Source organism: Taibaiella helva (assembly GCF_003545695.1).
GTDB classification, from domain to species: Bacteria; Bacteroidota; Bacteroidia; order Chitinophagales; family Chitinophagaceae; genus Taibaiella; species Taibaiella helva.
This window is the reverse complement of record NZ_QUZZ01000003.1, coordinates 348,657-369,472: the sequence shown is the minus strand read 5'-3', so window position 1 is coordinate 369,472 and position 20,816 is coordinate 348,657. Positions and strand designations below refer to the sequence as shown.

Sequence of the window (20,816 nt, the reverse complement as noted above, 5' to 3'; positions counted from 1 at the left end):
GTTCAAATAGGTGCGCAAAAGTACGCAATGAAATGCTTTTTAACGGCATTAGATTTGTTAGCGCGCCGATAATATGTAGCTAAGACCCTGGAGATGATATACAAAATACCGGCTGTATAAAGACCGCCGGTATTAGACTGTTAAAATTTCAATCGTTTAATGCTGCGGCCACTACATTCAGGGAATACTTGCAGCATTCCTATCCGGCAGCCGCCATAAGGCAAGGTGCAGCGAACGCAGAAGGTGACCTGGTTGGTCTGCAGACAGGGTGAAGAGACAGAAGGCAGGCATCAGCCCAGCACGCCTCAGCTGCGCAAAGGCTTCAGCAGATATTCCAGCCCGTTCAGCTTTATCTCGTACATTGTTTGCAGCAGCATACCAAGTTTTCCTTTGGGAAAACCTTTCTGCGAAAACCAAACGAGATAGGGTTCCGGGAGGTCGGCAATGAGCCGGTCTTTGTATTTGCCGAAAGGCATCTTAAAAGAGACCAGTTCGGTCAGGAGCTCGGGATTCAATATAAAATATAAGAGGAGTTAAACAGCAAAAATAAGAGAAAAAAGGCACTGGCTATAGATAAGCTTGGCTGTTGGTAAAAACACCGACAGCGGCGGAAGCATTTCAAATCGCCATCTCCTGATCCGTGAATTTTGTTCACAAGCTTCGCCGTCCTTCGGTCATCCCGAGCGGAGTAGAAGGAGACCGGAAGGAACGGGGCATCCCTGTCATGGTTTGACTTCGCTCACCATGACAGTCACGTTATAAGGTTAGCGGTCGCTACCGCCTTTGCGCCGCAGCGAGATCTCTATCTCTACAGAAACGGGCGATCTCATTGAGATCACCCGTTTTGAATTTTTAATTTTGAATTTTGGATTAGAACCAGCTGCCGATAAAGGCTTCGTTCACATCGTTGCGCTTGGCCAGCCTTGCCTTCCTGCGACGTACATCTTTGCGATGCTTGAAAGCAGAGTAGATCATCATCGGGATGAAAAGGAAGATCAGCGGAGGAATGCCCATAAAGGACACCCACTTACCACCAAAGTGACGGCGCATCGGGCGCTTCAGCCTTTCATAGATGAGGTACATGCTCGGCACCATGATCAGCGTCATGAAGAACGCGAAGGTAAGACCGAAGATGATCGTCCAGGACAAAGGCTTCCAGAACATTACATTGTCGCCGCCGAAGAAGATCCGGGGATTCAGCTCGGAGAACAGGGTAATGAAGTTGATGTTGAAGCCTACTGCCAGCGGGATGAGCGCCAGGATAGCCGCCAGGGCAGTCAGCATTACGGGTATGATCCTCGTTTTACCCGCCTGGATCACCGCTTCCCTGGTCTTGAGGCCGCGTGCTCTCAGCTCATCGGCAAACTCGATTACCAGGATACCGTTCTTAATTACGATACCGGCAAGACCCAGGATACCTACACCCGTCATTACGATCGACACCTGCATGCCTGTGAAAGCAAAGCCCAGCAATACACCGATCACGCTGAACACGATCTCTGTGAGGATGATCACCGATTTACCTACGGAGTTGAACTGGATCACCAGGATCAGCAGGATCATCATCAGGGCAATCACCAGGGCCTTTCCAAGGAAAGCGCCGGTCTCAGCCTGCTGCTCGCCTTCGCCCGTCTGGGTGATGTTTACGCCTTCTGTTTTACCAAAGGCTTTGATGTCTTTGGCCAGCTCCAGGTTGACCTCGGTAGGCGTATAGCCCTGCAGCACATTGGACCTCAAAGTAATTACCCTTTTCTGGTTCTTACGCTTTACGCTACCCAGCGTGCTGGTATAATCTATCTTCACCAGGGAGCTGATGGGCACGCTCTTTACCGCACCGCCGGCAGCCATGTCCTGGAAAGTAATATTCATATTCAGCAGGTCGACAAGGTTCTTTCTTTGCATGAACTCATTGCGCAGCTGTATCTTGTACTCGTCTTCACCTTCTTTTACCTTGGATATCTCCTTACCGAAGAGGGCCGTGCGCAGCTGGGCGCCTACCTGGGCCGAAGACACACCTTCGATCAGGGCACGCTCACGATCCACGGTAACAGAGATCTCGGGATTGTTGAGATCAATATCCATTTTCAGTTCTTCCACGCCGGGTACTTTCAGGGAATCGAGGTAATTCTTCAGACCTACAGCCGTCTTGATCATATTGTCAATATCCTCGCTCGCCACTTCAATATTTACAGGAGGATCTGTGGGCGGACCATTCTGCTCCTTGTCTACCGAAAGCTCGGCGCCGGGAATACCTTTGACCGCTTCACGGATCTTCTGCAGGTAAGGAGCGGTTTTGCCGCCATGCCTTTTTTCATATTCCACGAAGGACACCTGGATACGTCCCAGTTCAGGACGGGTACTACGGTCGCCGCTGGCCGGATCGGAAGCGCCGATGGCTACGTTGGCGATCACACTTTCCACCATAGGGTTCTTCTTGCCGTTCTCCATACCCAGCACTTTATTCACCTTGGCTTCCAGTGTACGGGTCATCGAGTCGGTGTATTCTACGGCAGTACCTACAGGCAGCTTAAGGTATACATAGATTTGATTAGGCTCGCCTTCAGGGAAGAACACCGGCGATTTGCCTATTGCCCCGAAAATGAAGAAGGACAGGAAGAACAGGCCTACGGCGCCCAGCAGCAGGTGAACCGGCCTCCAGCCTTTCAGCGCCCAGCGCAGCAGGCTTTCATAGTGGCCCATGATCCAGGGCAGCACCCTGTTCTGGAAGCTATGAATGGCATCGTCCAGTACATATTTGTTCAGCACCACCAGCATCGCAAAGAACAACAGCAGGTTGCCGGTGAAGAAGTAGAAGGCATAAGGCTTGCCGGGTTCTGCTTCCAGTGAGTTGGCTACATAATGTACCTCGGGAGTAGCTGCTTTGATGAGGAAACCGAATATCAGCATCAGCACACCGATGATCACAGGTATCAGGAAAGCCCTCTTCTTAAAGATCGCAGACTTGCGCGGCTTTTCATGCTCCCCTTCAGGATGGTTCATGAAGTCCACTGCAAATACCGGGTTCATGATAAAGGCCACGATGAGCGATGCCGCAAGGGTAAAGATCAGCATGGTCGGCAGGTAAATCATGAACTTACCAATGATGCCGGGCCAGAACAACAACGGGAAGAAGGGCGCCAGGGTGGTGAGCGTACCGGCCAGCACAGGCACAAATACTTCGCCTGCCGCCGCCATAGCCGACTTCTCAGAGTTGACCTTGCCCTTCCCTTCCGTAAAGATACGGTGGGTATTCTCGATCACCACGATCGCATCATCCACAATGATACCCAACCCGAACAACAGTGCGAACAGCACCATGAAGTTGAGGGTTACATGCGTCCCGATGATCATATCGGCTCCGGGAAGACAAACGAAGGCCACAAACATACTCAGCGGTACCGACAGCGCCACGAAGAAGGCATTGGTCACCCCCATAAAGAACATGAGGATAAGCAGCACCAGCAGGAAGCCGATCACGATAGAGTTCACCAGGTCGTTGAACGAGGTCCTGGTCGATTTACTCATGTCGCCGGTAACCACTACATGCAGGTCGGGCGGGAACTGGCTCGCCTTCATCTCCAATACGGTCTTCTTTACCGCATCAGAAGTTTCGATCAGGTTCTCACCGGAACGTTTGATGATGTTCAGGGTAACCACGTTCTTGCCATCCAGACGGGCAAAGCTCTCATGTTCCTTAATGGTATCTTTGATCTGGGCTATGTCTTTCAGGTATATGGCAGCGCCCTTGGTATTACGCACCACTACCTTTTCGAGATCAGCTGCCGTCTTCACCTGGCCTTTCAGCTGCAGGGTCCTTTTCATATTGCCTACCTGCAGCAGACCACCAGTAATATCCATGTTCTCGCGGGCTACCGCGCTTTCGATATTGTCGAAAGTAATGCCCGCCGCCAGCATGCGCTGGTTGTCTACGTTGATCTGAAATTCCCGTTCAGGGGCGCCAACGATGTCGACGCGGTTGATCTGCGACAGCGATTCCAGGCGATCCTGGATATCGTCGGCATACTTTTTCAATCGCACCATGTCATAGTCGCCGCTCACGTTCACATACATGATCGGCTGATCGGAGAAGCTCACCTCCTGTACGGTCGGCTCCTGGGTAAGATCGGTAGGCAGATCCTGTTTGGCTTTATCTACCGCATCTTTTACCTTCTGCAGCGCGACGTCCACTTTCACATTGGCATCAAACTCCACCATGATCGCCGAGAAGTCCTGCAGTGAAGTACTGGTCGTCTTGGTGATCTTGGCGCCGGTAATACCCTTGATCTGCTTCTCGATCGGCTGGGTAATCAGGTTCTCCATATCCTTAGGAGAGTTGCCCACATTGATCGTTTGTATATAGATGGTCGGAATAACAATATCCGGGAATTGCTCTTTGGGCAGCGTCATGAACTGGAATATCCCCATGACCGTGATGATGACCATCAGCAGGTAAATGGACGATTTATTCTTGACGGACCAGCTCGTAGGTTTAAACTCCTTAAACTTTCCTGTGAAGTTTTCTAAAGCACTCATATTTGTTTATGATTTAGCTACGCCCGCACAGACCTTTTGGCGCTGCGGAAGGATAGCGGTAGAGTAATGAGAGGTATAAAGCATGCCGCCTGCTATTGCTGCGCAGCAGCCTTTTCCTGGCTGCCGACACTCTGCGCGTTTTCAGTGATCCGCTGACCGTCGTAAACACTCTGAAATCCCTGGGTGATCAGCCGGTCGCCTACATTCAGGCCACTCCTGATCTCCAGCTTGTCGCCATACAGCTCGCCTATCTCGACCTGTTTCTTCCTGGCGATCAGCTTGCCGCCCTCTTCGGTAGCCACCAGCACAAACTTTCCTTTATCATCCGTCTGCAGGGTGTTCATTGGTATCGTGATCGCATCAGGCTTGCTGTAGTCCATAATCCGGATCATCGCCAGCTGGTTGGCGCGCAGCTTCTTATCCGAAGGTATCTTGCCTTCTACGTAGAAAGAGCGGGTGATGGGGTCGATTACTTTACCCGCAACATTTACTTTGGTGGTGATCGTTTCATTATCCGATTCGGGCAGGGTTGCAACCAGGGTGCTGCCCAGCTTTACGCGATCGGCATAGTTCTCGGGCACGTTAACCGTAAGCTTCAGGTCGCTGTTGTTCACTACCTGTATCTGCTGCCCGCCGCTGAAGAATTCACCGACTTTAACATTCAATATATTGACGGTACCATCGATCTCGGAAACGACATTGGTGGTGTTCAGCTGTTCCTGTGCCAGGCGGATGTTTGCCTGCGCAGCATTGTACTGGCTTTGCAGCGCCTCCATATTTGTCTTGGCGTTCAGTACCTGGATCTCGGTACCGATGTTTTGCTTCCACAAGTTCTGCTGGCGTTCGTAGATGCTCTTTGATTGGTCCAGCTGGGCTTTTACACCGCTCAACTGCTGTTGCGCAGCGGCCAGGCTCTGGCTCAGCACGGCAGCATCCAGCTTCAGTATAGTCTGCCCTTTACGCACATAGTCGCCCTGCTTTACATAAATGGCCTTTACAAAACCACCCTGTCCGCGGGGAGCGATATAAGCCACATTATAGGCATCTACCTTACCCTGCAGGTCGATATAGTGATCAAACGCACCCTGCCCAACCGGTGTTGTCGACACCAGCTTGGCATTGGCATTTGCAGCAGCCGGATCAAGCTTGTCGATCTCGTCCTGCAGTTTGGATATTTTATCAGCAAGTTTTTTCTGGTCCGCTTTCAGCTTTTCCAGGTCTGCTTTCTTTTGACCCAATGCGCCTTTGTCTTGCTTGCCACCGCCGCAAGCCGCAAGCGTCAATAGGAAAGATGCGGCGAAAGCCAGTTTCAGAATCTGTCGCATATATTTTGTTTTGTTGTTCAAAGACTGTTTTAAAGGATTATAATTTACCAACTGCTTTCAGGTAATCGACCTTGGCAACGACGGCGTCATACAGCGCGCTGATATAGTTGGATTGGGCTGTCTTCAGGTCCGTTTGCGCGGTATTGATCTCGGTCTGCGAACCGGTACCCACCTCGTATTTCTTTTTGGTCTGGTTGTACACGGTTTCTGCCAGGGCCATATTCTTCTTCTGGTAGTCCATGATCGAAATAGAGCTCCTGAAAGTATTCTTAGCTGTCTCTACTTCATTGTCGATCGTGTTCCTCAGGTTTTCCAGCTGGTTGTCCGTTTGCTTTACGGCCAGCTGCGCCTGCCTGATCTTGGCATTGGTACCAAAACCCTTGAAGATGGGAATGGATAAACGGAGGCCGACATAGGAGGCTTCAAACCATTGGCCGTTGAAACGGAAATCATTCTCCATGTTCATCCTGTTATAGTTAAAAAAAGCGCTCAATGTGGGGATCTTGCTATACTGATAGCGTTTTACATTAAACTCATTCAGCTTCTGGGACAGCTTAAGGTATTGGTAGTCCCTGCGGTCCTCATAGCTGTAGCCGGCATTTTCGAGCACCTCGGAGCGGATCTGCTCATCGTTCATGCTGTCGGTAAGCACCAGCTGATCCTTTACCGGTATGCCCAGCAGTATCTTAAGGCCATTGTAACCGTTGGCTACCGACACCAGCACCTTTTCCTTTTCGGTATGCAGGTTGGTCAGCTGCACATCGTTCTTGTCCACATCCAGCTTTTCTGCAAAACCATTCTCATACATGATCTGGGCATCGTGCTTCAGCTTTTCAATGAGGGCGATATTGGCATCCAGCAGTGCAACCTGCGTTTTGCTCAGCACCAGCTGGTAATATACTTTATAAACATTGGCCCTTATGGTTTCGTCGGTGATCTCCGCATTTTTCTGCTTCCACTGAATGGAAGTCTTGCGGGCCTGCAGCCCGACGAATACCTGTCCGTCGAACAGAATCTGGGATACATCTACCGCACCGGTAGTCACGTACTTGGTACCGAAGGTAATAGGTACGAAAGTACCCGCCGGCTGACCAAAGAATTCACCTGGCAGCAGTTGGGTCTGCAGCTTCAGGTTATCGGTAAAATTTCCGGTAGCCGATACCTGAGGATAAGCTGCGGAAGTGACCTCCCGGTTGACCTGCTGCTGGATCTGCACATCGATCAGCGCATTCTTTACCTGGACGTTATTCCGGGCGGCGTATTCCAGCGCCTGCTTTACCGAGAGCTCGTGCCGGACCGGTGCAGCCGGTTGCGATTGGGCCTGGGCGCCGGCAAGCGGCCAGCTTAGGCCAAAGGCAGCGATCAATACTTTTAAGGGTTCTTTCATCATTGTATTTCAAAATAAAGGCTGAAAATTGATTCGGTTGACACTTCAACTATACCTTCAGAAGCTCCAGCTTATCGGCTGTTTCCTTGATGGTATTGATCGTGTTCAGTTTGTCTTCCGATTTAAAGGCGGAGAAAATCTCCTCTTCCACTTTCTTGACGATATCTTTGATCTGCTGCGCTACAAAAGTTCCGGTTTCCGTAGTACGCAATATATTCTTCCGCTTGTCGGCCTTGTCCTGGCTTACCGATATCAATCCTTTCTTTTCCAGTGTCACCACCGTGCGCTGAACCGATGACTTATCGCGGTGTACAATATCCGCAACCTCTTGCTGGGACACGCTTCCACAGTTGTAGATACACATCAGTATCGGTAGCTGCTCCATCTTAACCGGCACCGAAGCTTCGTGTATCAGCCCGTTGGCTACCCTGAACATCACACTGTGTATCCGGTGCATCTGAAAGATCAGAGTGTCGTGCATCTCCGCAAAGAAATTGTCCCAGTGCATCGATTCCATCTCACATTTCTTTTTCATTTGCATGATTCCTGCATAACTAGATTTATAGTAAAGTAAATTTTTCATCAGCATTGTAGACAGGACAACTAACTATAGAAATACCCTTACTTGATCATTCACAATCTACAAGCCTGCTGTTAAGGCGCAAAGGTAAAATCCAGTTGATATATCAACCAAAAGTAAATTTTGGCATTTGGATTTATTTAACGTAGCAAAAATAGATTCAATCAAAACAAACGGGAAACATTATTATGCCAAACAGCGCCATTCTTCGATGAATGATCATTTTTTTTCGGTGAATGACGACCGGATCTGGGGGAATTATATCCGGTGATACTTCATCATTCTCCTAATTTTTCTCTTTTTTCACTTGCTCGTATACTCTCGGGTATTCCTTTTCCAATGTCTTAAAAAAGGTGATCGTGCGGGTCAGCGACTCGGAAAACTCATCCTTTTTCTTACGCAGCTTACGGATATCTTCCAGGATCAGCCGGGTCTCCCTGTATTTCTTGACAGCCGTTTCCGGGGCAAAAAGACGCTCCAGCGTTGCTTTGAAATAACGCTTACGGGCGCCGGCTTTAGTCTTCTCCGTAATCACTTCCATAGCCGACAATATTTTAATGGCCCCGGATATCGCACTTTTGCTTACCGCAAAATACTGCACCAGCTCGTCAAAGGTGGCTTCTCCGTCGGGATGCAGGAACAGGTAGCTCATTACTCTTGAAGCTACCGGCGAAAATCCCTGCCGCTCATAGTAGTGACCATATTCCTCAATTTTCTCCCGATACTGTTCCATAAACCGGCGCAAAGCTAAAGTAACTTTTTGGTTCAAAACCAAAAGAACTAAAATATTTTTTAATAAGAAAGAACGACCCAAAACCGCCGTCGAAATTTTGAAAAACAGATTTCCCTTTCTATCTTCGCCGTCCGACCGACGTATGACAAGGCATAAGGTATATAAGAATATGAAACGTTTTACCACTACCAGGTAATCCCGGCATTGTATTGTGTACCCAAAACAAGATACAGGAGGCTTACCAGAATGGTGAGCCTTTTTTTAATTGTAAATAGCTACCCGATGAGCAAACTGAGCAAGCTTGCAGAATCACTAATTGGTTCTGAGATCGTGAAACTCGGCAACGAGATCAACAACAGGATTCGCAATGGCGAAAAAATTTACAACTACACCATCGGTGATTTTGCTCCTGCTATTTTCCCCATTCCCGAAGCGCTGGAAGACGGCATCGTAGAAGCATACCGTGCAGGCATGACCAATTATCCCCCGGCCGACGGCATACTGGCTCTCAGGGAAGCGGTATGCGATTTTATCGATCATTATGAAGGTGTCCGCTATGAACCCGGCGAGATCCAGATCGCCAGCGGCGGCCGTCCGCTGATCTACTCCCTGTTCAGTACAATTGTCGATCCGGGCGATAAGGTGATCTATGCCGTACCCTCCTGGAACAACAACCACTATACACACCTGAACCATGGCACACCTTGCGAGATCACGGCGCTGCCGGAGAACGACTTCATGCCTACGGCCGAGGAGATCGCACCACATATAAAGGGCGCCGCATTGCTTTGCCTTTGCACGCCGCAGAACCCGACCGGCACTACTTTGAGCAAGGAAGCGCTGGAAAAAATATGCGACCTGGTGCTGGCCGAAAACCGCAGCCGTGGCGAGGATGAAAAGAAATTATACGTATTGTTTGACCAGATGTATTTTACGCTTACCTATGGCGATACCCGCCATTATCATCCGGTGGCTTTACGGCCTGAGATGAAAGCTTATACGATCACCATCGATGGCATCTCCAAAGCTTTTGCCGCGACCGGCGTGCGTGTGGGATGGGCCATGGGACCGGCCCCTGTTATGGCCAAGATGAAAGCGCTGCTGAGCCACATCGGCGCCTGGGCGCCTATTGCAGAGCAAAAGGCCACTGCCGATTTCCTGGCCAATACCGAAGATGTGGATGAGTTCCTGGAATTCTTCAAGGAAGAGCTGGAAGTGAGGCTCTGGAAAATATTCAGGGGCTTTGAAACCCTCAAACAAAGAGGCCATGCCGTCGATGCTATCGCCCCCCAAGCCGCTATCTACCTCACCGTTAAGCTCGACCTTAAAGGAAAAACAGCCAAGGGCAAAGTCCTGGATACACAGGAAGCGGTAACACAATATATCTTAAGCGAAGCCGGCCTGGCGATAGTACCCTTCCATTGTTTTGGAGCAGACCGGGAGTCGCCCTGGTACCGCATCAGCGTTGGCACCTGCCGTATGGAAGAGCTCGACGATGTATTTGAAAAGCTGGAACAGGCGCTCCTGGCACTGCAATAAAACCGGCAGCTTTTATCTTTATTCCGGGGCAGGCGCCCCGGCCAACAACCGTTTATTCATCACTGTCTATACAAAAAAAGAACATGCAGGTTTACAAATTCGGTGGCGCATCAATAGCCAACCCGGAACGGATGCAGGCGCTGTTACCGATCATCGCTTACGGCGGCACGCCGTTGGTGGTCGTTGTTTCAGCCTATGGAAAAACAACCAATGCGCTCGAGGCCATTGTTAAGGAAGCGCTGGAGGACCGGCGGGAAGCCGCTTTGGAAAAGCTCGCCACGCTGGAGGCCGCCCATAACGATTATGCCAAGGCCTTGCTGAGCGCTCCAGGTTACGAAGCCATGATGCACCGGCTCAACGAATACTACACCGAAATGCATTGGGCCATCGACGATGCGGGCGTGCAGCATCCGGATTATGTGTACGACCAGATCGTGTGCATCGGTGAGATCCTGTCCACCACCATCTTCAGCGCCTACCTCAAAGAGCAGGGGTACACTAACCAGTGGATCGACGCCAGGGACCTCATCCGCACCGATGATACCTACCGCGACCCGGTGGTCGATTTTGAATTTACAAGGAACCAGGTACAGAAAAACGTGGTGCCTGCGCTGGAGAAAAGCGGCATCGTGATCACCCAGGGCTTCATCGGCAGCACCGCCGACAATAATTCCACCACGCTGGGAAGAGAGGGATCGGACTACACCGCAGCGCTGCTGGCCGCGATGCTTCCGGCACAATCGGTAAGCATATGGAAGGATGTAGAAGGCCTGCTGAATGCCGACCCCAAGCTTTTTCCCAATACCGTAAAGATCGAGGAGATCACCTACCATGAAGTGATCGAAATGGCCTACTATGGCGCCCAGGTCATCCACCCCAAGACCATCAAGCCCCTGCAGAACGCCAATATCCCCCTGTATGTAAAATGCTTCCTGGATACCCGCCTGAAGGGAACCGTGATCCAGAATACCACCGATACATTCGTTTACCCGCCGTTGATCGTGCTCAAGAAGGACCAGATCCTGCTTCAGGTCACCAGCCGCGATTTTTCTTTTATTACGGAAGAAAACCTGCGCAACCTGTACGACATCTTCCATGCCCAGCATGTCAAGATCAACCTTATTCAGAATGCCGCCATCAGCCTTGTGGTCTGCGTCGACAATCGGGAAGACAAGATCCGTTCACTGGTAGAAGCCCTGGAAAAAGACTATAAAGTGCTGAAGAACGACGATGTGCAATTGCTTACCATCCGTCATTATACACCCTCTATACTGGAAGAGCTGACCAAAGGCCGTGTGCTGCTGCTGGAGCAGAAAACCCGGAACACGGTGCAGGTCGTGGTAAAATAAGGTTTTTCCTCTCTTATAGGGTTTCAAACCCTATAAGAGGGGAAAACCAACAAGTGTCTGCCGGAATACTTAACTTAGCTTTATTCAAAAACCTTAAATCTTAATGTTATGAACGAAGAGCAAAAGAAAGAGGAGGGATTCTTCGACAAGCTGAAGGATACCCTGAACGACCTGAAAGACAAAGCAGGCGAAACCTGGGAAAAGGTGGAAGATAAAGCCGAGCAGGTATGGGATAAAGTTGAAGACGCTGCCGGAGATGCCTGGAGCGCCACGAAAGAAAAGGCATCGGAGCTGAAAGAGAAGCTCACCGACAAATTCGACGAGCTGACGGATAAAGATAAGAAAGACCCGCCGAATGCGTAACTCCTCATAACGCTTATAGGGTTTGAAACCCTATAAGCGTTATGAGTTAAAACGTTAAATACGTTGCAGTAGCCTCCCCCACCCGCTCCCCGTCCATCGCCGCAGAAATGATCCCACCGGCGTAACCCGCGCCTTCCGCACAGGGGAATAATCCTTTAACCTGCACATGCTGCAGGCTATCCTTATCCCTTGGAATACGCACCGGCGAAGAGGTACGGGATTCCGTCGCCGTTACGATGGCAGCATTGGTATAATATCCTTTCATTTTTTTACCGAAAGAAACGAATCCCTTGCTCAATGACTGGTAAACCTCGCCGGGCAATACTTCGTGCAGCAAAGCGCTGGTCACACCCGGCAGGTAAGAACAATCGGGCAAGGTCGCTGAGCGTTTTAGGCTGACCATATCCGTCATCCTTTGGGCCGGCGCTTTAAGCAAGCCACCTCCCGCCGTCCAGGCTCTGCGCTCGACCATCTGCTGAAAATGCATGGCGGCCAGCGGTCCCGTAAATCCATAACGTGCAAAATCTTTTTCATCGACCGCGACCACCATACCGGAATTAGCGTAGGGATTATCTCTTTTTGAGGGCGACCATCCATTCACCACCAGCGCTCCTTCTTCGGTAGAGGCCGGCGCGATGATGCCCCCAGGGCACATGCAGAAAGAAAATACACCGCGGCCCAGCTCCTGACTTACCAGAGAATAGGAAGCCGGTCCTACCATATCGCCGAATGCCGAAGGATCGCAGCCATATTGGATGTCATTGATCAGCTCCTGCGGATGTTCGATACGCACACCCAGAGCAAAGGGTTTCGCTTCGATATGGATATTACGACGATGCAGCAGCTCAAAAATATCCCGTGCCGAATGCCCTGTCGCGAGGATCAGCGCCCGGGCTTCGATCCGCTGCCCACAGTTGACCACAGCGCCTTTCAGCGTGTCCCCCTCCAGGATGAAGTCTGTAAGCCTGGTATCGAACAGCACCTGCCCGCCGCAAGCCTCGATCGCTTCGCGCATGGCTACGATGATACCCGGCAGCTTATTGGTACCGATATGCGGATGCGCCTCGTACAATATCTTTTCTTCCGCACCGAAATTGCGGAACCATTGCAGGCTGCGCAGCACGCTACCCCGCTTGGTCGACCGGGTGTACAGCTTACCATCGCTGTAGGTTCCGGCGCCACCTTCGCCGAAGCAGTAATTCGATTCCGGGTTCACGATACCCTGTTTGTTCATGGCCGCCAGGTCGCGGCGCCGGTTGCGGACATCCTTGCCCCGTTCCAGTATGACGGGACGCAGTCCGCTTTCGATCAGCTTCAGCGCAGCAAACAAGCCGGCCGGGCCTGCGCCCGCCACGATCACCGGCTCTTTTCCGCTGACGTTCTGCAGCCGGTGTGAAAAAGCAAACGCATCTTTAAAAGGCTCCTCAACGAATACATTGACCAGCAGCTGCATCATGATCTGGCTGCCGCGGGCATCTACCGAGCGGCGCAGCACCTGCACGGCATTAATTCTTTCGGGCTTTATCTGCAGCTTTTGCGCGGCGTAGCGCCGCAAAAGAGGCTCCTGCGCAGCTTCGGCAGGACTGAGGCGAAGGGTGATTTCCTGTGGCATTCTATTTAGGAATGAAGAACGATCAATACGGCGGCAAAAATACGGCTATTCCGGCACTATAGTCCGTACGGCAATTCCTATTACGGCATTCCCAACTATCCCTTATTTTTGCGGTTCACCTTTTGGAATATGTCGACCTTACATTTATACAACTCCTATACCCGCCAGAAAGAAGCATTTGTCCCCATTACCCCGGGCCATGTAGGCCTCTATGTCTGCGGACCTACGGTAAGCGGCGAGTCTCACCTGGGGCATGCGCGCCCCTACATTACTTTCGATGTGGTGAACCGCTACCTGCAGCACCTGGGCTATAAAGTGCGTTATGTGCGCAACATTACCGATGCCGGGCATTTTGAAGAGGAGGGACGCGAAGCGGAAGACAAGGTCGCCAAGAAGGCCTTGCTGGAAATGCTGGAGCCTATGGAGCTGGTGCATAAATACACCAGCCTTTACCACTGGGGCATGCGCAAGTTCAACAACCTGGAACCCTCTATAGAGCCTACGGCGACCGGCCATATCATCGAGCAGATCAACATGATCGAAGATATTATCGCCAAGGGCTTTGCTTATGAGGTGAACGGTTCGGTATATTTCGATGTCAAAAAATATGCTGCGGAATATCCTTACGGCAAATTGTCGGGACGCGTGATCGAAGACCTGCTGGAAACCACGCGCGAGCTGGAAGGCCAGGAAGAAAAAAGGGACCGTGCCGATTTCGCCCTATGGAAAAAAGCGCCGCCCGAACATATCATGCGCTGGAAAAGCCCCTGGGGAGAAGGTTTTCCCGGCTGGCACATCGAGTGCTCGGCCATGAGCAGCAAGTACCTGGGCCAGCGCTTCGACATACACGGCGGCGGCATGGACCTGCAGTTCCCTCATCATGAAAGCGAGATCGCACAAAGCACCATCGCGCACGGCTGCGCGCCTGTAAACTACTGGATGCACAACAATATGATCACCATCAATGGCCGTAAGATGGGGAAGAGCTATAACAATGTGATCAAGCTTACCGAGCTCTTCAGCGGAGACCACCCCATGCTCGAGCAGGCTTACCATCCTATGGTGATCCGTTTCTACATCTTGCAGACGCATTACCGCAGCACGCTGGACTTTTCCAATGAAGCCCTCCAGGCATCCGAAAAGGCGCTGCGCCGGCTATGGGAAGCCTATGAGGTCTTGCAGAAGCTGCCCCTGACGGGTAGTACGACAGCAGGAGATCCAGAACTGGAAAAGAAAGTACTGGACTACTGCCATGCCTGCGCCGACGATATGAATGACGACTTCAACACGGCCAAAGTGATCGCTAATCTGTTTGAGCTCGCCCCGGTGATCAATGGCATTAAGGGCGGCCAGATCAAGGCCAATGCTATCAGCCAGGATGCGCAACAGCTGATGCTGGATACCTTCCACACCTACCTGGAAAATATCCTGGGCCTGCAGCCGTTGCAGCAGAACGATGACAGCAAGCTGGACAGCGTGCTGCAGCTGGTGATTGAAATGCGCCGTGAAGCCCGTGCCCGCAAAGATTATGCCGCCTCCGACAAGATCAGGGATATGCTGGCGGCTGCAGGTATACAGCTTAAAGACGAAAAAGATGGCGCAGTAAGCTATTCTATAGATTAAAAAGAGAAAAGTTGAGATCCGGTCTCAACTTTTCTCTTTTGCCCCTTGCGATGCAGTAAGTTGTCCTGCAAACATCGCCTTCTTTCAATCTGCGCTCTACTGCAGGTAGGGCAGCTTCAGGCATTGCGTTCCAGCACCCCCTTAACGAAGGCCTGTACCAGGTAGCTCAGGAGCTTGCCCGTAAATACATCCTGCTGCCCGTCGGCTCTTTCCACCACACCTTCTGGCAGGTGCAGGTAAACGGCGTTGACCGCAAGGCCGCAATGGTACAGGTATTGAAGGGCATGATGCGTAGTCATACCCACCGGAGTGGCAGCACTGCTCAGCGCCTGCTGTATGCAATCCACATCGAGCTCAACACCAAAGGCATTGCCCTTTACAAAGTCCAGCGCCTGCTGCAGGCTTTCCTTCCAGCGCATTTTTCCCCTTACAAATATATCGTCCCAGAACAGGGGTAGCAGATCGGGATTGGCTTTCAGCTCAGCAGCTACGGGCTGGCTGTTGTACGCTTCATGCAGGCCCAGCATGGCATAGCGGGTCAGGAAATGCTCCTGGTGCGCGTAACGGAAACCGTTGCCGCTATGTCTTCCCTCCATCACCCTGTAGTCAGAATGCGCATCCAGGTTGATGACGTTAAGTGATTTTCCCAGCGCCAGCGCCGTTCCTTTAAGCAGGGGATAAGCATTGTTGTGACCACCGCCGATCACGAGCGGTATCTTACCGGCAGTAACAATCTTATGGATCAACGGGTGCACTTCGGCGTCGATATGCGCAGTATAGCTTCGCAGCTGCTCAATCCCCGCATCGCTGCAATTCAGCAACCAATCGTTAAAGTTGTATTCGCCCAGCAGCAGGAAATCTTCTCCCCGGAAAGCAGCCGTTTGCTGGATATGCAGAAAGCTTTTGAGGAATCCCGGCCAGGCGGTATGTGCCCCGCCGATCCCGCCGTTGGCCCTTACGCCGATATCCTCGGGCAGCCCCAGGATCACGAAGCGGGCGGGCGAGCCGGCCAACGCCTCATCGGCATTGCCTGCAACAGCGGCCAACCCAATCGTTTCTCCCAGCCGGGTTTCCCCTTCCCGCCGGGCAACCAGCGTCTGCCGTTCCTCTTCATGATAAATGCGGAGTTGTACCATCGGAAATTAGTTGCTGTTTAAGGCACAAACTTAGCAAGCCTGTGCGAAAATTTTATTCTGCTATAGAAAAACCTGAACCGCTGCTTTCGCCAATGCCGGGGAAAAGGACTAATTTTGCTGCAGAATCATATTAAAAATATAGAATATTATGTATCCCGCAGAACTCGTTAACCCCATGAAAGCCCAGCTGACGCAAAGCGGCTTTCAGGAACTGCTGACTCCCGAGCAAGTAGACAGTACTTTACCCCAACAAGGCACCACCCTGCTGGTGATCAACTCCGTATGCGGATGCAGCGCAGGCACTGCCCGTCCCGGCGTATTGGAATCCCTGCAAGGCGATGGCAAGAAGCCGGATCGTACCGTAACTTCTTTTGCCGGTTTCGATCTTGACGCCGTCAAGCAGGCCCGTACCTATCTGCTGCCTTACCCTCCGTCTTCACCGGCTATTGCCCTGTTCAAAGACGGCCAGCTGGTGCATATGATCGAGCGCCATATGATCGAAGGCCGCTCTGCTGCCATGATCTCGGCCAACCTGAAACAAGCTTACGACGAATATTGCTAAGCCATAAATAAATTTTTCTCAAAGAGCTGCCTTCCGGCAGCTCTTTTTTTGTACCTGTCACAGCCGGGAGGAATTTTATTTTTGCCAAACCTTACAGAAAATTAATCGTTAATATTTTTTGTGGCATGTATTTTGATTAAAACACTTGTGTATTTTGCTGACGTACTCTTTTGTTTCTTTTAAACACTTACTCCAAAAAAAGAACGCTTATGAATTGGAAACACACCGCAATGACCCTTACCCTCGTAGCCGGACTGGCTGCTGGTATGACTTCCTGCAAATCCCAGGAAAAGAAGGACGCCGAAGCTAAGGCTAAGATCGAAGCCGCAGCGCCCGGCGTAGTCGTAGACGTTAAAGATGGCGTCGCCACCCTGAGCGGCGAAGTAACCGACGAGGCCGCCAAAGCAGCGGCTGAAGAGGCCGCTAAGAAAGTAGAAGGCGTAAAATCCGTAGTGAACCAGACTACCGTAGCACCGCCCCCCGCACCGGCACCCGCGCCTGTAGTCGTAAATCCTGATGACGCCCTGACTACTGCCGCTACCGCTGCTATCCAGGAATATCCCGGTGTAACCGTTACCGTAAAAGAAGGTGTTGTGACCCTGAACGGCGAGATCAAAAAAGCCGACCTGCCCAAGCTGATGCAGAAAGTGAACGAGATCAAACCTAAAAAGGTTGAGAACAAAATGACCGTTAAATAATCCTTCCTTCTTTAAATTCAAAACAGACAATCATGGCATTGCAAGATAAATACGCAGAGCTGATCAATACAGCCAATGCAAGCGGCGCAACCAACCTGCAGGTACGCGAGCAGGACAATGTTCTTTATATCGACGGCGAAGTACCCACCGGCGAGGTCAAAGACAAGCTGTGGAATGTTTACGACAAGATCGATCCCGATTTCCGTTCAGGCGACGTGGTGATGAATATTAATGTATCGCCCTCCGCTGCTGCCACACAGCTGAAAGTAACGACCCAGAGCTCCAACCTGAACATCAGGAAAGGCCCAGGCACCGACCAGCCTATACTGGGCAAGGCCGCACACGAATCGATTGTGACCCTGCTGAGCAAGTACAACGATGCCTGGTACCTCATCCGTACCAATGATGGCGTCGAGGGCTATTCTTCAGCAGAATACCTGACAGCGATCTAAATTTTCGCTTTCCAATAGAACAAGCCGCCCCTTAAAACGGGACGGCTTGTTTGCATTTTCAGAACCGGAGAATGATGTCGGGGAAAGATTGCGTACTATTTTTTCCCTTCATATAGTATGACCGGCGGGGCCGTGTGTCTCATTCATACCATGCATTTCAGCTGCATTGTTTTCTGTTTATAACGGGCGCCTTTCCAGGCAGCCCGTTTTTTAATGCAACGGGGATCAGAATATCGACCCTTCTTTTTCCTTGGCTTCCCGCACCTGGTCCAGCGCATCGGGGATCACATCGCTGATGATCGTAATAAAAGAATCTTTACGGGCATTAGCGAGCGCGAATTCGATCGCTTCCCGCTCTTTGGGAATGACATGAATCGGCAGATCTGTATTGATGTTGCGAATCCCTTTTTCAATAAGCCCGATGATTTCCTGCTCGGTACGGCCACGAAGGTTCTTGTCCTGGCGAATGATGATCTCGTCAAACATTTTAGCGGCCTCTTCGCCCAGCTCGATGGTATCCTCGTCGCGCCGGTCGCCTACACCGGCCACAATGCCTACTTTATGGGAAGCGTTGACCTGCGAAACAAATTTGCCAATTGCTTGCATACCATGGGTATTGTGGGCATAGTCGAGCATCACGGTAAAATCGTTGAACTTAAATATGTTCATGCGGCCGGGCGTCAATGCCGGAGAAGGCACAAAGGTTTGCAGCGCCAGCCGTATGTTCTCGATCGATACGTCCGATACATAGGCCGCCAGGATCGCACCCAGCGCGTTGGCGATATTGAACTCCGCCGTACCGGCAAAGGTAATGGGTACATTGCCGGCCTTTTCCACCCTTATCTTCCACCCGCCTTTGATAATGGTCAGGAAGCCATCTTCGTATACCGCACCCAGGCCGCCTTTCCTGCAATGGTCCAGCACACGGTTGCTCTTTTCATTGAGGGAAAATAAAGCGATATGGCAGTCCAGCTCTTTGCGCATAGCATACACCAGGTCATCGTCGGCATTTAAGATCACATGGCCCGAAGGAAAAACGGTTTTGGGCACCACGGCCTTCACCCGCGCCAGCTTCTCGATCGTGTCGATACCGCCCAGGCCCAGGTGGTCGCCGGCCACATTGGTTACAACAGCCACATTACAGTTATGAAAGCCCAGACCCGCCCGTAGAATACCGCCCCTGGCGCATTCCAGCACAGCTACCTCTACCGTGGGATCTTTGAGAATGAATTCGGCAGAAACCGGGCCGGTACAATCCCCGGCCTGCATCAGCTGGTTCTGGATATAAATACCGTCGGTGGTAGTGAAGCCTACCGTAGCGCCGGTCTGCTTCATGATGTGCGCGATGAGACGGGTTGTCGTGGTCTTGCCATTGGTACCCGAGATCGCGATGATAGGAATACGCGCCGATTTACCGGGAGGGAACAGCATATCGATCACGGGTTCGGCCACATTACGGGGCAGGCCTTCCGAGGGATCAAGGTGCATACGGAAGCCCGGCGCTGCATTGACCTCCAGCACCGCGCCGCCGTTCTCGGTCAGCGGAGTGGTGAGGTCGGGTGCCATTACATCCACGCCGCAGATATCCAGGCCTATGATGCGGGCAATGCGTTCAAACAGGATAATGTTGCTGGGATGCACCTGGTCGGTAAGATCGGTGCTCGTACCGCCTGTGCTCAGGTTGGCCGTAGGCTTCAGCCACAGATTTTCTCCTTTGGGCAATATGCTCTCCAGGGTCAGCTCCTTATCCTTTAGTATATTTTCCGTTTGCCCGTCGACCACGATATGGGTCAGCACCTTTTCATGGCCGAAGCCGCGGCGGGGGTCGCTGTTCACGATGTCGATCAGCTGCTGTATCGTGCTTTTTCCATCGCCCGTAATGGCAGCGGGTGTGCGGCGGGCGGCGGCCACGAACTTATAATTGATCACCAATGCTCGGTGGTCGAAACCGGTGATGAACTTTTCACAGATCACAGCCCTCGAATATTTCTGTGCGATGGCCATGCCTTCCTTCAGCTCCTCCCAGGTTTTCAGGTTGGTGGTGGCGCCTTTGCCATGGTTGCCGTTCAGCGGCTTGGTCACCAGGGGATAGCCGATACGCTTCACTGCTTTTTCCAGGTCTTCCTCATCGTATACGATCAATCCTTTGGGCACCGGTACCTGCGCGGCCTCGAGCAGGTTCTTGGTATCTTCCTTATCGCAGGCCAGCTCTACGGCAATGGAGCTGGTGGTCCCGGCTACCGTTGCCTGTATGCGCTGCTGGTTCTTGCCATAGCCAAGCTGCACCAGCGAATGACGGTTAAGACGTATCCAGGGTATCTTACGGCGGCTGGCTTCTTCCACGATAGAACCGGTGCTGGGCCCCAGGCGCTCTTCTTCCCGCAGCTCGCGCAGCTTCTGGATATCGCTGTCCAGGTCGTAAGGCTTACCGTCGATCAATGCCTGTGCCATCGCCACCGAAGCTTTGGCGGCATAGATGCCGGCTTTGGCCTCATAATAAGAGAACACGACATGATACACCCCGCGTTTATCGCTTTGGCGCGTGCGGCCGAAGCCCACATCCATACCGGCCAGGGTCTGTATCTCCAGGGCAATGTGCTCGATCACATGCCCCATCCAGGTCCCTTCCTTTACCCTCATGAAAAAGCCGCCTTCGACACCTTCGCTGCAACGATGCGAATACAGGGAGGGCATCAGCGCCTGCAAGCGCTCCAGGAAACCATCAATGGTATTGGTGGGCCTTTCTTCCAGCGATTCCAGGTCGAGCAGCATTACAATCAGGTGATGGCGCTTCGTCGACCAGTAATTAGGCCCCTTCATTACTTTTATATCCAGTATTTCCATGAGAACAGTCCGGGTTTAGTTTTTTACATAAAATAAGATTAGCTCAGTTAAAGTATGATTTTATTTTTTCAATTAAAAAA

At 51.6% G+C, this 20,816-nt stretch carries 16 protein-coding genes; 7 read left to right on the top strand and 9 right to left on the bottom strand.

All coding sequences use genetic code 11. The features are described 5' to 3' along the window. Window positions 1–305: 305 nt before the first annotated feature. From DZC79_RS06870 to DZC79_RS06845, 6 genes are all read right to left on the bottom strand, one after another. Window positions 306–515 carry a DUF3820 family protein gene (locus DZC79_RS06870; RefSeq protein WP_118950810.1) on the bottom strand — a complete coding sequence of 70 codons (210 nt, stop codon included), beginning with the start codon at window positions 513–515 and terminating at the stop codon, window positions 306–308. Between the two features lie 355 nt (window positions 516–870). After that, entirely contained in the window at window positions 871–4,533 is a 3,663-nt protein-coding gene (locus tag DZC79_RS06865; RefSeq protein WP_118950809.1) for an efflux RND transporter permease subunit, read from the bottom strand. A gap of 92 nt (window positions 4,534–4,625) precedes the next feature. Beyond that, window positions 4,626–5,858, bottom strand: a complete 1,233-nt coding sequence (locus DZC79_RS06860; protein ID WP_118950991.1) for an efflux RND transporter periplasmic adaptor subunit — start codon at window positions 5,856–5,858, stop codon at window positions 4,626–4,628. A 37-nt stretch (window positions 5,859–5,895) separates the two neighbouring features. Beyond that, entirely contained in the window at window positions 5,896–7,248 is a 1,353-nt protein-coding gene (locus DZC79_RS06855) for a TolC family protein (RefSeq protein ID WP_232831780.1), read from the bottom strand. Between the two features lie 46 nt (window positions 7,249–7,294). Beyond that, window positions 7,295–7,780: a MarR family winged helix-turn-helix transcriptional regulator gene (locus tag DZC79_RS06850; RefSeq protein WP_157976979.1), complete on the bottom strand. Its 486-nt coding sequence runs from the start codon at window positions 7,778–7,780 to the stop codon at window positions 7,295–7,297. A 331-nt stretch (window positions 7,781–8,111) separates the two neighbouring features. After that, on the bottom strand, window positions 8,112–8,558 hold the full coding sequence (locus DZC79_RS06845; protein WP_157976978.1) for a GbsR/MarR family transcriptional regulator: 447 nt from the start codon (window positions 8,556–8,558) through the stop codon (window positions 8,112–8,114). 282 nt (window positions 8,559–8,840) lie between these two features. Here DZC79_RS06845 and DZC79_RS06840 point away from each other — a divergent pair, with 282 nt between their 5' ends. From DZC79_RS06840 to DZC79_RS06830, 3 genes are all read left to right on the top strand, one after another. Further along, window positions 8,841–10,097 (top strand): pyridoxal phosphate-dependent aminotransferase, encoded by a 1,257-nt coding sequence (locus DZC79_RS06840; RefSeq protein ID WP_118950806.1) that lies wholly within the window; start codon window positions 8,841–8,843, stop codon window positions 10,095–10,097. Window positions 10,098–10,180: 83 nt separating this feature from the next. Next, window positions 10,181–11,446: an aspartate kinase gene (locus tag DZC79_RS06835; RefSeq protein WP_118950805.1), complete on the top strand. Its 1,266-nt coding sequence runs from the start codon at window positions 10,181–10,183 to the stop codon at window positions 11,444–11,446. 108 nt (window positions 11,447–11,554) lie between these two features. Then, window positions 11,555–11,809, top strand: coding sequence for a YtxH domain-containing protein (locus DZC79_RS06830; protein ID WP_118950804.1), 255 nt, complete (start codon window positions 11,555–11,557; stop codon window positions 11,807–11,809). 46 nt (window positions 11,810–11,855) lie between these two features. Here the strand turns inward: DZC79_RS06830 and DZC79_RS06825 are convergent, their stop codons facing one another. Beyond that, the gene (locus DZC79_RS06825) at window positions 11,856–13,421 is read right to left on the bottom strand and encodes an NAD(P)/FAD-dependent oxidoreductase (protein ID WP_118950803.1); all 1,566 of its coding nucleotides are present in this window, start codon (window positions 13,419–13,421) and stop codon (window positions 11,856–11,858) included. Window positions 13,422–13,550: 129 nt separating this feature from the next. Between DZC79_RS06825 and cysS the strand changes: the two genes are divergently transcribed. Next, complete coding sequence (cysS, locus tag DZC79_RS06820) at window positions 13,551–15,044, top strand: cysteine--tRNA ligase (protein ID WP_118950802.1); 1,494 nt, start codon at window positions 13,551–13,553, stop codon at window positions 15,042–15,044. Between the two features lie 116 nt (window positions 15,045–15,160). Here cysS and DZC79_RS06815 read toward each other — a convergent pair whose 3' ends face one another. After that, a complete protein-coding gene (locus DZC79_RS06815) occupies window positions 15,161–16,180 on the bottom strand; it encodes a formimidoylglutamase (RefSeq protein WP_118950801.1) in 1,020 nt (339 codons plus the stop codon). A gap of 148 nt (window positions 16,181–16,328) precedes the next feature. On the opposite strand from DZC79_RS06815, the gene DZC79_RS06810 reads away from it, so the two are divergent. The 3 genes from DZC79_RS06810 to DZC79_RS06800 all read left to right on the top strand — a co-directional run bounded on the left by DZC79_RS06810 (window position 16,329) and on the right by DZC79_RS06800 (window position 17,892). Then, on the top strand, window positions 16,329–16,742 hold the full coding sequence (locus DZC79_RS06810) for a BrxA/BrxB family bacilliredoxin (protein ID WP_118950800.1): 414 nt from the start codon (window positions 16,329–16,331) through the stop codon (window positions 16,740–16,742). Window positions 16,743–16,951: 209 nt separating this feature from the next. Beyond that, window positions 16,952–17,440, top strand: a complete 489-nt coding sequence (locus tag DZC79_RS06805; protein WP_232831779.1) for a BON domain-containing protein — start codon at window positions 16,952–16,954, stop codon at window positions 17,438–17,440. Window positions 17,441–17,472: 32 nt separating this feature from the next. Beyond that, a complete protein-coding gene (locus DZC79_RS06800) occupies window positions 17,473–17,892 on the top strand; it encodes an SH3 domain-containing protein (protein ID WP_118950799.1) in 420 nt (139 codons plus the stop codon). A gap of 225 nt (window positions 17,893–18,117) precedes the next feature. On the opposite strand, the gene cphA is transcribed toward DZC79_RS06800, so the two are convergent. After that, window positions 18,118–20,736 (bottom strand): cyanophycin synthetase, encoded by a 2,619-nt coding sequence (gene cphA, locus DZC79_RS06795; RefSeq protein ID WP_118950798.1) that lies wholly within the window; start codon window positions 20,734–20,736, stop codon window positions 18,118–18,120. Window positions 20,737–20,816: the final 80 nt, after the last annotated feature.